Origin of the sequence: Psychrobacter cibarius (genome assembly GCF_904845955.1) — a bacterium.
GTDB classification, from domain to species: Bacteria; Pseudomonadota; Gammaproteobacteria; order Pseudomonadales; family Moraxellaceae; genus Psychrobacter; species Psychrobacter cibarius_B.
In genome coordinates, this window is sequence record NZ_CAJGYX010000004.1 from 72,867 (window position 1) to 85,235 (window position 12,369).

Consider the following 12,369-nt stretch of genomic DNA (forward strand, 5'->3'; position numbering starts at 1 on the left):
CGGCTCACGCTCGTTAAGTTGTTACCACTGTCTATAAAATAATAATTCGCTATGTACAGTACGTACATAACGAATTTGACCTTGTTGCCAGTCTTGTCTTATTTAAGGCGTGATAAGCAACAAGGAGAGTTTGATAAATCACTCATTTTTTGAACACGACCAACCGAATTATATTTCTAGTTTATTTTCTACGGCTTGTACCTTACGGCGGGCTAATGCAAGATTGGCTTTTGATTTATCAAGCACCAAATAAATAAACAAGTCTTCATGCTTGGCTGTAGGACGAATGATGTGCAATTGAGACTCCAAGGTGATCAACATATCTTCGATTTCACCTTTGATATCTAATGATTTCATCGTTGCTACTTTCGCCTTTACCACTTGCGAGTTACCTGCTGCTGCAAGTTCTAAGTCAACGCCGCCGCCAGCCATACCAAGTACCATGCCTGACATATAGTCGACGATACAGCCACCCATTGCACCATCAAGATTCATTAATTCTTGTAACGACTCATCGATATTTGACATACTTTTTCCTGTTTATCTGATTGTATTTAAATGAAGTCATTCCATCACAGAAATGCCTTCGTAGTTTCAAGCTATGAAGCTAAATTTAGCTTATTATTTACTCTTTTTATTATTAGTATATCTTAACGTACACTCAAAACTTATAAGATAATTATAACAATAAAATATCAATAACTAAGTATGTTTTTTGGTAAAAACGATATAGTCTATTTATAAACAAAGTCTACATACCGTAGCGGTGGTCATTATATTCCATATATTAGACTCGATGACGCTTGCCCCTAACCACTCATGAACAAAAAAACGACCGTTGAGTAGGAAAAAATAAAAACATCGAATAGTCATGCGGATTTAAAGCTTAAAACCCCCACTCTTGACACTAAAATGCCATTGATCATTAAGTCATTTCAAGCAAAAAAATAAGGAAAAACGATGCCAGATTTACTTATAAAAAATGCCCAATTACCCAATCATAAAAACTTGGTTAATATCAGTATAAACGGCGCTTATATTGAGAGCATTGACGACGTTGCAAAAAAAACTGAACATGATGATGCGCCAAGAGCACTTTACGATGCTAAAGGTTACTTTGTCTGTGCAGGATTCTATGAGAGCCACATTCACCTTGATAAAGCCTGCATCCTTGATCGCTGTACTATAGAGCAAGGTGATTTAAACGAGGCTGTTGAAGAAACAGGTAAGGCTAAAAAGGATTTTACGGAAGTAGATGTGTTTAATCGTGCTTCACGAGTGATTGAGATGGCGATTAAAAAAGGCACCGTTGGTCTGCGCACCTTTGTTGAAACAGATTCAAAAACAGAGATGCGTGCCTTTAATGCCATCAAAAAAGCCCGCGATACCTATGCATTTGCCATCGATATAGAGATTTGCGCCTTTGCGCAATCAGGATTGAGCAATGACCTGCATACTTATGAGCTACTAAAACTGGCATTGTCGCAAGGCGCTGATTTGGTTGGTGGATGTCCATACAAAGATGAGAATCCTCACAAGCATATTGAAATGCTGTTTGATTTGGCTGAGCAGTTTGACGTCGATGTTGATTTTCATCTGGATTTTGATCTGGATCCACAAGGCTCGAGCATTCCAAAATTGGTTGAAGAAACCATCAAGCGCCATTATCAAGGTCGCATATCTATTGGTCATGTGACTAAACTGTCGGCGATGGACAAAGACAAACGTATTGAAATGGCTGCGTTACTTAAATTCGCTGACATTACCTTGACCGTGTTACCAGCTACCGACATATTTTTGAATGGACGTGATTATGATACGCTCATTCCTAGAGGCATGGTCAACGCCAATGAGCTATTAGCAATGGGCATCAATACGACTATTTCTAGCAATAATATTTTAAATGCTTTCACGCCTTACGGTGATGCCTCACTGATTAGAATGGCAAATATGTATGCCAATATCACTCAATTAGCAAAAGATGAGCAGATAGCGGAGGTATTCGATATGATTAGCAAAAATGCAGCGAAGCTTTTGTCACGGCAAACGGAGATTAAAGTAGGAGCACCGGCTACCCTAGTCATATTAGAAGCGAAAGACGCGGTAGAAGCGATTAGAATCAATTCGCAAGCCATCGCAGGCTTTAAAAATGGCAAGCAAACCTTTTGCAATGAGGTCGCCCATATTTGCTTTTAATAACTTGAGTAACTTGAATACTCTTTAATTGAGCACATTCAGTCAATTGAAAGATACAGCCTATCAATGCGCCAGCACCTTTATCATGAAACATAGGCTTAAAACGATAAAAGCGTCACCCAACTATACATTGGATGACGCTTTTCATAACGGTTTTTTTACTATTTACTATAGCTTTAACATCATGGTTTAAATACTTTCATATGCAGACAAGCTTAGTCTAAGGTTTGCACACCGCCGCCATTCACAAATATGGTTTGACCACTGACCCACTCAGATAGCGGTGCGGCAAAATACAGCATAGCACCGGCGATATCATCGGCTTCACCCAAACGTTGAATCGGCGTATGCTCTAGCATTTTCTTTTCGATTTCTGGTGTTAGTACGGTTTTTAACGCATCAGTACGCGTGGCACCAGGGCCAACCGCATTGACGCGTACCTCAGGGCCAAAATCATGTGCCAAGTTCGCCACCATATGATTGACAGCCGCTTTTGATCCTGCATAACCACTCATGTTCGGGCTTTTATTGATACTCGACATCGAAGTGGTAAATACAATCGAGCCATAACCCGACGCTTTCATGTATGGCACGCATAATTGAGACAAGCGCCAGCCACTAAAAACATTCAACTCAAAGTCACGGCGAATATCATCGACCGATGCGGTGGCTGGGTTTTCACGACCACCGCCGCCGCCACCAGCATTATTGATTAAAATATTGACAGTGCCAAATTCAGCGACGACCTTGTCTACCATAGCGACCAAATCTTCATCTTTCAAGATATTACATTCGACTGCCAAGCCTTTTACACCATACACTTCGATATCCTTGACCGCAGCCTTTGCATCTTCTAGTTTTAAATCAGCAATAGCGATATTTGCCCCAGCTTGTGCTAGACGTAACGCCGTTGCTTTACCAATACCATTTGCACCACCCGTCACAATTGCGGTTTTTCCTGACAGATCAAATAATTCATTGAATGCTCTATGTTTGAATTCTTGCATAATTATTCCTTATTATCATCATTGTTTATAGATGGATTATTTGTTGTTATATTCGTTTAAACGATCTATATAATTATGCATGATTGAACTGAGCCTAATGTGTCAAATTGACCACCTTTTGTAACTTAGTTTCGGCGCTGCCACTTTTAGTAATCTATGTCGTTAATTCCGTCGATAGTAACTTGGCATGTCATCGAAATATTCTTAAGAAACAATGACAACCCTTAAAATCAGGACAAAAAAAAGCCTCACAATAAAGTGAGGCTTTGATGCTTTTTCAAGCCATATTTGGAGCGGGAAAAGAGATTCGAACTCTCGACCCCAACCTTGGCAAGGTTATGCTCTACCACTGAGCTATTCCCGCTGATTATCGAATTGTAGTGTTGTTAACAACAACTCCGTCTCGATAGGCTGGCTATTCTATCAGATATTCTAACCCTGTCAACCTCATTTTTAACGTTTATTTCCAATATTATGTCTTTAACTCGCTATTTATTGATGTAATTATCATAAATAATTGATTTAGCGATAATTATTTATTTTAAATAATATCAATTATTTTTCACAATAATGTTAGAAATCTAAAGCTCTGTCCTTGTAGGTAGTATCTCATTGCCTATGAGACTATTTTTTGACTGAGATTTATGCCGCCTATCAAGTTTATAGACGTTAGTAGCGAAAAATAGATTTGTTGGTGTCAACGTCCCTCTCACTTACAATCCTACGTTGTATTGTTACTTTTCATGCATTGGTTTTGCCTTAGTAACATTATTATACTTATGCCTAATGACAGTTCGGGTAAAATTTTACTGTTGAGGTCACGTAGCAAGCATAGGTAGAACATTAATAAAAAATTGCCTTACTTGCTGCTTTAACTCTTTATTCCACAAAAAAATTTAATACGAGTCATTTGAACGACAATTGTTTCAACGATAGTCGCTTTGCTATTAATAGCCGCTTTGATAACAGTCACTTTGTTATTAACCGCCACTTTGTTCTATTTTACTTTTTATCATTTACAGTGAGGATGTTTATTATGAAAAAATTACTGACCAGCACCGTGATGGCCGCTTCATTGTCGGCACTAGCCCTGACAGGCTGTACCAGCACCACCAGTACTGGGGCCGTTGGCGTTGACCGTCAGCAGCTATTACTGGTTTCTAATGAACAAGTTTTGCAGCTGTCTGCACAGAGTTATGCCAAAACGTTGCAAGAAGCAAAAGCGCGCGGCGTGCTAGATACCAATAAGGCTCAGCTTAATCGCTTAAAGAACATCGCTAATCGTTTGGTCGGTCAGGTCGGTGTCTACCGTCCAGATGCGGCGAAATGGCAATGGGAAGTGCATACGATCAAATCTAATGAGCTGAATGCCTTTGTGGTGCCGGGTGGCAAAATCATGTTTTACTCGGGTATCATTGACCGCCTGAATCTCACCGATGATGAGATTGCGGCCATTATGGGTCATGAGATGTCACATGCGCTGCGTGAGCACTCACGTGAACGTCTCTCACGCCAATATGCCACACAGACTGGTATCGGCGTGGCTGCTAGCATCTTTGGACTGTCACAAGGTCAAGCTGAACTAGCAAACGTTGCTGGGGATTTGGGGCTGAGCCGTCCACACAGTCGCACACAAGAAGCTGAAGCCGATCAGATTGGTCTAGAGTTAATGGCACGTGCTGGCTATAATCCGCAAGCAGCGGTTACCTTATGGCAAAAAATGCAAAGCGCGAGCCAAGGTGAGCCACCGCAGTTCTTAAGCACTCACCCGACCAGCAGCAATCGTATTGCTCAATTGCAATCGTTAATGCCTAAAGTGATGCCGCTTTATCAAAAAGCGCGCCGCTAACGAGATTGTTAGATTTCATGCTTTGAGTAAATGGCTGTTACTTATAAAAGCAGAGTACAGGTTATCAATTGTGCTCTGCTTTTTTATGCTGATAGCTAACAGATGCCGCTACTTGCCATGACTGGCTATTATTTATCGTCATTAAAGACAGTATGTCAAAAAGAATATCTTTCATAGCTATATTTTTTAAAAACAGGATTGCTCAAAAGTGTAATCGCTTACAGGCACACGCAACTTAATAGCAGGCTTTACCGCTAATAGCGTCTGCTATAATGGGCATTATTTGCAATTCACAAATTGCTAAGTATGATACCGCCAAGTACTATTAGGCAAAATATATGGAAAGATTATTATGAGTAAAACACCGACCACTGATGCTCTCAATGCTGAGCTACAAGCGTTGCAGCCGCAACATATAGAATTGTTGAATGAATCAATGAATCATTCTGGTTATTTTGATGGTAAAGAAAGCCATTTTAAGCTTACGATTGTTAGTGATGCTTTTGAAGGCAAAAGATTGGTCGCACGCCATCAGCTTGTATATGGACTGGCAAACTCCTTATTAACCTCGCAAGGCGGTCAAATCCATGCTTTAGCGATTCATGCTTACACCCCAATAGAATGGCAAGGTCAAAGCCCTGATAGTCCGTTATGTGCTGGACAAAACAAGGGCTAATAACGAACTATTGCGAAGATAGTATTTTCCATACCATAATTATATGTAACCAGTAAGCGCTGAAACTGCACCTTTAAAGGAAATAATATCTCATGAATCATCTACACATGCTCATGGCTGTATTGCTCATTGCCCTGTTTTTATATCAGAGCTATTTGGTATCAAGCTCAAACAAGCAAGCACCACGCGTGGTTAAAATCTCTTCGCACATTCTGTATGCCCTCATTATTGTGTCAGGGGCAGTCATGCTAATGCAGCTGATGAGTGCCAATGCACCCATACAATGGGTATTTGCAAAAGTAATCTTACTCGTTGCGGCTATCAGTGCCAGTATCAAAACGTTTAATAATAACGCCACATCTAGCCAAAGAAAAACCGGTATTCTTATTGCTGGAGCGGCATATGTGGGCATTGTGGTACTTGCCTTTGCTAAACCCGGCAACTTATTTTAATAAACATATCATATTTTAATTGCACAAATACTTATATTACTAGCATTGAAGATATTTAATAATTGCTATATTTTCAATATCTTAATCTCATTATTTTTGCTATCTTACATAAATCCAATCGCCTTAACCTAGCCTAATGGAGCCACTATGAAAACTCTTACTGCAGCGACACTACTGGCGACAGCTGGCATTTTTGGTCTCTCAGGCTGTGCCTCAACGGGCAATGTCACGCCACAATATGTGCCACCAAGTACGTATCAAAGTTATGATTGCCAAGCCCTTAGTCAAGAATATACCCGCGTCAATCGCTATGTCGACGCGGCGCGCAATGAGCAATCAACTTTATCCGCCTCAGGTGTCGGGGTTGGGGTTTCTGCAGGACGTTGGGGTATATCCCCTAATATTAGCTTTGGCGTTGGCAAAAGCAACAATACTAAGGCGCGCGATGCAAAATTATCACGGCTCTATGGCGAGCGTGATGCCATCATTCAATCCGCCCGCATTCAGCGTTGTAGCTTTGCTAATGGTGTTAAGATTTATGGCGAGTAATGCGTGATCGGTTATGTTTAATAGATTATATTTAATAAGTTAAGTTTGATAAGTAATATTTAACTGCTCAATTCTTTGATGACTTTAGATAGTATTTGTTATAAAAAAGCCAGCATGCAATAAGCATACTGGCTTTTTTATAATCATAATTCGTTAAAACTCAAGAATGTAAGCTTTGTACCCACTGAACAATTTGATCGCTAGGTAAAGCACCTGACTGCCGTGCTATCTCTCTACCATTTTTAAAAGCCACCATGGTTGGTAAACTGCGAATATTATAAGGTGCCGCCGCTTGCTCATATTTATCTGTTTGTATTTTGGCAAACACTACTTGTGGCAGTCGCGCCGCGGCGGCTTTGAACTGCGGTGCCATCATGAGACACGGCTGACACCAACTCGCCCAAAAATCAACGATGGTCAAGACCTCATTTTTTTGAATGACTTTACGAACCGTTTGGGCGTTTAGTTCATGAGGGCTACCCGTTAATAACGGCTGACCACATTTGCCACAATTTGGCGCAGCACTAAGTTTGGCCGCTGGTATGCGGTTGGTTGCCTGACAATGTGGGCAGACCAGATGAGAGTTTTGCTCACTCATTATAAGACTCCTATACAAGTAGCATGGGTGTTGGTCGATCAAAGTATCCAATACCCATGCTTGATTATGTATTTATGACAATAAATCTAGCGATTTTTTAACGCTTGCAGGTATTCATCCCAAGCATTTTATACAAAGGACAAAAGCGGAAGAGTCCTGTGAGTAAAGGCACTAAGCCAATCACGCCCCACCAGCTTTGAAAATACAAACCCAAGCCGATAATCACGACACCCGCGATAATACGTAGTAAACGCTCAGTACTGCCGATATTAATTTCCATGGTTCAATCCTTAAGTGTGAAGGCTCAATGGTAGAGGAGTAATATAGCCATGTGTTTACGGTAAAGACTGGCATTATGATGGCTTATACTCGTATTGTGCTTACGTAACGTTAGGCATGTTTATAATGTTTGCTTCTTCTGATGTCTGCTTATCCTGATATCTGTCTTATTGCCCAAGTACATTAATCGGTACTTTGAGATAACGGGTACCATTGTCTTCTGGCTCTGGGAAATGACCTGCATCGATGTTTACTTGTACCGATGGAATAATGAGACGCGGCATATCAAGAGTGGCATCGCGGCGCTCACGCATTTGCACAAACTCTGCTTCATTGATGCCATCTTTGACATGAATATTGCCCAGTTTTTGTGCAGCGACAGTCGTGGTTGGACAGTGCTGACGACCCTTGCTTGGATAATCATGGCACAGATATATTATCGTATCTTCAGGGAGCGCAAGGAGCTTCTTGATTGAGTGGTACAGCGTCTTGGCATCCCCACCTGGAAAGTCACAGCGAGCCGTCCCGACATCAGGAGCAAATAAAGTATCACCAACAAAGACCACGGTCTTTTCATCATCAGTCGCAATATAGGCCATATCTGCCGGCGTATGACCCGGTACATACATGACCGTAATAGTAATATTGCCAAGCGCCAAAGTATCGCCCTCATCCGTTAGAATATCGAACTGGCTGGCATCGGTGCGAAAACTGGTATCAAAGTTGAATATTTGCTTAAATATTTTTTGCACTTCGGTGATATGTTGACCGATTACCAACTGCCCGCCAAGTGTGTCTTTGACATGTATCGCGGCGGATATATGGTCAGCATGCGCATGAGTCTCTATGATGTAAATCAGCTCCCAACCATGCTCGCGGACGAACCCTATCACCTCATCGACGCTAGTAGTACTCGTGCGCCCTGACTTAGCATCAAAATCCAATACAGGATCGATGATGGCACAGACTTGTTGTTGAACGTCCGCGAGTACGTGAGTATAAGTTTCTGTGTCGCTATGTAAGAATGAATGAACTTGCATGGCTACCTCTTTGCTTTTAGATGAATATTTTATTTTTTGATAAATTGTTCAGTATAATATGCGCCGGCTTCAGCTTATCGTATTGACCGCCACATATTGATCAACGATGCATACCAATATAGCAACGATTTAACATTTTATCAATTTATATAATGTAAATAATGATAACTTGCTATCCGTGGCAATATCATTGATAATTAATCTTATCTTAGTTATTAATCCTAAATTTTTTATTATGTCTTATATAAGGAGCTTGCTCTGACTACTTCTACTTCAGCATTGAGCACCTCGACTACTAGCATTGATGATGCGTCATCTAGCGTAGCAGACTTTGCACCTAAAGACCTTGCTGAGCAAATGCAGCAAGCGTCCATGCAAGCCAGCCAACTATTAAAGTCGCTTTCACATCCGGATCGCTTATTACTCTTATGTCAGTTGACTCAAGGAGAATATTGCGTCAGCGAGCTCGAAAGCTTAGTCGGTGTTGGTCAGCCAAGCTTGTCACAGCAGCTTGGTATTTTACGCAAAGATGCGCTGGTGACGACCCGCCGCGAAGGCAAGCAAATTTATTATAGTATTGCCAGTGACGATGCCTTGGCGGTGTTACATTTATTGTATGAACGCTTTTGTGCCAAAACTGATAGCTAGTTTGTTGGCTTGCGTTTTTAGCATCACTTGTTAGCGTCATTTTTCAGCATAACTTTATGAATTTAGCGCTAGGCTGTATTTAACCTTTTATTTTATTCAATTTTTTCTACTATAGTCGGTTCAATATAGTTTAGATATAAGGAAGGCAAGCGAAAGTACTACAAATAGTAGACTAAGCGAGCCTGACACCGTACCTGATTTATATAGGATTGACTATATATTGTGATGACATATTGCTATGCCTTCTATCACCGCTCGTCTGATTCCTGTTTGGTTACGTCAATACCAGCTATCTGCCCTGCCAACTGACGTTGTTGCTGGGTTGGTGGTTGGGGTGCTCGTCATTCCGCAAAGCTTAGGTTATGCGGTATTGGCAGGATTGCCACCCGTCTATGGACTCTACGCGGCCATCGTTCCCGTGCTGGTCTATGCATGGATAGGATCGAGTAATGTGCAAGCAGTAGGGCCTGTCGCTATTACTGCGATTATGACAGCCAGCAGCCTACATCCTTATGCTACAGAGGGCTCTCAGCAGTATATATTGATGGCAAGTTTACTGTCATTGATGGTTGGTACAATGTTATGGCTAGCAGGGCGGCTCAAGCTGGGCTGGATTATGCAGTTTATCAGTCGCGGCGTTTCAGCAGGCTTTATCAGTGGTGCAGCCGTATTAATTTTTATCAGTCAGCTTAAATATCTGACCGCGATTCCTATTGCTGGAAATAACTTAATCGGTTATCTATCAAGCATGCAAATTTATGCACGCCAGCTACATCCGCTAACCTTAGTTATTGGCGTCATTGCTTTTGCACTGTTGGTGGCCAATCGCTACGGTAGCAAATGGCTATGGAAGTCTTGGTTATCAGTATCTTATGCCAAATGGGCTGAGCGACTATTTCCGCTTATTTTGCTCGGTATTGCAATTGTTTTGAGCATCAGCTTACACTGGACCACGAATGGCGTGGCCACGATTGGCAATATTCCACAAGGCTTACCAACCTTTACCCTGCCCTATGTACCAGACTTCGATGAAGCGCTGAATCTATTACCTAGCGCAGGTTTGATGGCATTGATTATCTTTGTCTCTAGCAGCTCTGTCGCCAGCAACTATGCACGCCTGCGCGGTGAGACTTTTAACGCCAATAGTGAGCTGACTGGACTGGGGCTTGCCAATATGGCGGGTGGGTTCTTTCAAAGCTTTACCGTCGCTGGCGGATTTTCGCGTACCGCCATCAATGCCGATTCAGGTGCTAAAACACCAGTCGCAAGTTTAGTAACCGTGCTGGTCATGATTGCTGCTTTAATCGCTTTTGGCAATGTACTCGCACCACTTCCCTATGCTTTATTGGGTGCAACCATCATGGCATCGATCATCGGTCTCATTGATATGGCAACCTTGAAGTCGGCATGGCAACGCGACCGTCTAGATGCAGCAAGCTTTTTGGCGGCATTCATCGGCGTATTGATATTTGGATTAAATACAGGCTTAGTAATTGGTTTGATGGTGTCATTTGCTAGCCTCATTTGGCAATCGAGTAAACCGCACGTCGCTGTGGTTGGTCAGCTAGCTGGCACAGGGCATTTTCGCAATATAAACCGTCACGATGTGGTGACCTTTAGCAACTTATTGATGCTGCGTATCGATGAGAGCTTATTTTTTGGCAATAGTGAATCCGTCCATCGTAGGGTCATACAAGCCACTCAGCAATATCCCGAAGCGCATGAGATTATTCTTATTATGTCAGCGGTCAATCACATTGACTTGACCGGACAAGAGATGCTTATCAGTCTTAATCAAGAGCTGTTGAACCAAAATAAACATTTAAACTTTAGCTTTATTAAAGGGCCAGTAATGGACATCATCGAGCATACTCCGGTCATTACCACCCTCTCAGGTCAAGTTTATTTAAGCACGATGGATGCGGTAAATGCGCTAAAAGATATCTAATCGGTCTGTGAGACATATGTTGCTCAATCAAGCATACTTATTATTATGCTGTGACAAAATATAGATATGATAAAAGCTGTGTTATGCTAAATTGGTATAAGCCCTTAAAAAATACAGCCTTTAGAAGAGATACCTAAAGTACAGCCTTTATAAAATGGCGCTTAGCTACAATACGATACCTCCAAACGTCTTTTAATATACGCGACCGAAGCTACTTATGACCGATAATTTAACTATTTATAAGCAAATTTATCCAAGCCAATGCACCAAGATTTCTGAGCTTGGCTACCGCTCCGTGCTCAATATTCGTCCTGATGCCGAGACAGAAACTCAGCCCAATAGCTGTGATTTTACCAGTGCGACGGCAAAAGCCAACCTTACTTATCATCATTTACCGTTTGATGATGAGCGCTTGAGCATGGCGACTGTCGAGCAGTTTGCGGCGTTTTATCGCTCTATGCCTAAACCAATATTGATGTTTTGCGGGACAGGTGCACGTGCTAAATTGTTGTATCAAAGCGCATTGATGCAAGGTTTGTTATAACCGTTACTATAAAAAAGCGATAGCGCTTACATACGTTCTCTTTAGAAAGTTGCCTATTAAGATTAGTCTAAGATTCTGTATTTTACGCCACACACTTTATTTAATATGAAAAATAAAAAGGAGCTCTTATGAGCCATCAAATTAGTATTACCGGACAAATCACCCCTGATCAAGTACCTATGATTGCTGAAAATGGTTTTAAAACCATTATTAACAACCGTCCAGATGGTGAAGAGCCGAATCAACCGACCAGCGCTGAGATTGAGGCCGCTGCTAAAAAAGCAGGTCTTGCTTATAAAGAAGTGTCTTTCGCTGGTAGTGAGCTTAATCAAAACCATGTCGAAGAATTTGCTGATTTCTTTAATCAAGCTGAACAGCCAATGCTGATCTTTTGCCGTACTGGCAACCGCTCAACAGGTATTTATGAAGCGGCAAAGCGTATGGATTTATTAGACGATTGATAGTGATTTAAATATAATCGCTACTGCTGAAAAAACGCCCGTCCAAATTTTGGATGGGCGTTTTTTATTGAAATTACTGAACTATAGACTGGTTAATTTTTAATATTGAGCACATAATAAAA

General features: G+C 41.4%; 14 protein-coding genes and 1 tRNA gene. 9 read left to right on the forward strand and 6 right to left on the reverse strand.

Features of this window, described 5'->3' with window-relative positions; all coding sequences use genetic code 11:
• Nucleotides 1-168: 168 nt before the first annotated feature.
• Nucleotides 169-528, reverse strand: a complete 360-nt coding sequence (locus JMV76_RS09220) for a hypothetical protein (RefSeq protein ID WP_109591771.1) — start codon at nt 526-528, stop codon at nt 169-171.
• 432 nt (nt 529-960) lie between these two features.
• On the opposite strand from JMV76_RS09220, the gene JMV76_RS09225 reads away from it, so the two are divergent.
• Nucleotides 961-2,196 carry an amidohydrolase family protein gene (locus JMV76_RS09225; protein ID WP_201502479.1) on the forward strand — a complete coding sequence of 412 codons (1,236 nt, stop codon included), beginning with the start codon at nt 961-963 and terminating at the stop codon, nt 2,194-2,196.
• Between the two features lie 215 nt (nt 2,197-2,411).
• Here JMV76_RS09225 and JMV76_RS09230 read toward each other — a convergent pair whose 3' ends face one another.
• Both JMV76_RS09230 and JMV76_RS09235 read right to left on the reverse strand, forming a co-directional pair.
• Nucleotides 2,412-3,203 (reverse strand): glucose 1-dehydrogenase, encoded by a 792-nt coding sequence (locus tag JMV76_RS09230; RefSeq protein ID WP_201502480.1) that lies wholly within the window; start codon nt 3,201-3,203, stop codon nt 2,412-2,414.
• A gap of 289 nt (nt 3,204-3,492) precedes the next feature.
• Nucleotides 3,493-3,567 (reverse strand) — tRNA-Gly (locus JMV76_RS09235).
• Nucleotides 3,568-4,239: 672 nt separating this feature from the next.
• Here JMV76_RS09235 and JMV76_RS09240 point away from each other — a divergent pair.
• The 4 genes from JMV76_RS09240 (at nt 4,240) to JMV76_RS09255 (ending at nt 6,729) form a co-directional block, all read left to right on the forward strand.
• Nucleotides 4,240-5,052, forward strand: coding sequence for a M48 family metallopeptidase (locus JMV76_RS09240; protein ID WP_201502481.1), 813 nt, complete (start codon nt 4,240-4,242; stop codon nt 5,050-5,052).
• 352 nt (nt 5,053-5,404) lie between these two features.
• Nucleotides 5,405-5,728 carry a BolA family protein gene (locus tag JMV76_RS09245; RefSeq protein WP_201502482.1) on the forward strand — a complete coding sequence of 108 codons (324 nt, stop codon included), beginning with the start codon at nt 5,405-5,407 and terminating at the stop codon, nt 5,726-5,728.
• A 92-nt stretch (nt 5,729-5,820) separates the two neighbouring features.
• Nucleotides 5,821-6,180 (forward strand): SirB2 family protein, encoded by a 360-nt coding sequence (locus JMV76_RS09250; RefSeq protein WP_201502483.1) that lies wholly within the window; start codon nt 5,821-5,823, stop codon nt 6,178-6,180.
• 147 nt (nt 6,181-6,327) lie between these two features.
• Nucleotides 6,328-6,729: a hypothetical protein gene (locus JMV76_RS09255; protein WP_045444098.1), complete on the forward strand. Its 402-nt coding sequence runs from the start codon at nt 6,328-6,330 to the stop codon at nt 6,727-6,729.
• A gap of 160 nt (nt 6,730-6,889) precedes the next feature.
• On the opposite strand, the gene trxC is transcribed toward JMV76_RS09255, so the two are convergent.
• The 3 genes from trxC to JMV76_RS09270 form a co-directional block, all read right to left on the reverse strand.
• Nucleotides 6,890-7,327 carry a thioredoxin TrxC gene (trxC, locus tag JMV76_RS09260; RefSeq protein ID WP_055124746.1) on the reverse strand — a complete coding sequence of 146 codons (438 nt, stop codon included), beginning with the start codon at nt 7,325-7,327 and terminating at the stop codon, nt 6,890-6,892.
• Between the two features lie 97 nt (nt 7,328-7,424).
• Nucleotides 7,425-7,607, reverse strand: coding sequence for a YgaP family membrane protein (locus tag JMV76_RS09265; protein WP_045444095.1), 183 nt, complete (start codon nt 7,605-7,607; stop codon nt 7,425-7,427).
• 166 nt (nt 7,608-7,773) lie between these two features.
• Nucleotides 7,774-8,646 carry an MBL fold metallo-hydrolase gene (locus tag JMV76_RS09270; protein ID WP_201502484.1) on the reverse strand — a complete coding sequence of 291 codons (873 nt, stop codon included), beginning with the start codon at nt 8,644-8,646 and terminating at the stop codon, nt 7,774-7,776.
• 279 nt (nt 8,647-8,925) lie between these two features.
• On the opposite strand from JMV76_RS09270, the gene JMV76_RS09275 reads away from it, so the two are divergent.
• The 4 genes from JMV76_RS09275 (at nt 8,926) to JMV76_RS09290 (ending at nt 12,247) form a co-directional block, all read left to right on the forward strand.
• Nucleotides 8,926-9,294: an ArsR/SmtB family transcription factor gene (locus JMV76_RS09275; RefSeq protein WP_319020723.1), complete on the forward strand. Its 369-nt coding sequence runs from the start codon at nt 8,926-8,928 to the stop codon at nt 9,292-9,294.
• A 238-nt stretch (nt 9,295-9,532) separates the two neighbouring features.
• The gene (locus JMV76_RS09280) at nt 9,533-11,242 is read left to right on the forward strand and encodes a SulP family inorganic anion transporter (protein WP_201502485.1); all 1,710 of its coding nucleotides are present in this window, start codon (nt 9,533-9,535) and stop codon (nt 11,240-11,242) included.
• Nucleotides 11,243-11,459: 217 nt separating this feature from the next.
• Complete coding sequence (locus tag JMV76_RS09285; RefSeq protein ID WP_201502486.1) at nt 11,460-11,786, forward strand: beta-lactamase hydrolase domain-containing protein; 327 nt, start codon at nt 11,460-11,462, stop codon at nt 11,784-11,786.
• A 128-nt stretch (nt 11,787-11,914) separates the two neighbouring features.
• Nucleotides 11,915-12,247, forward strand: coding sequence for a TIGR01244 family sulfur transferase (locus JMV76_RS09290; RefSeq protein ID WP_021813753.1), 333 nt, complete (start codon nt 11,915-11,917; stop codon nt 12,245-12,247).
• The last annotated feature ends 122 nt before the right edge of the window (nt 12,248-12,369 follow it).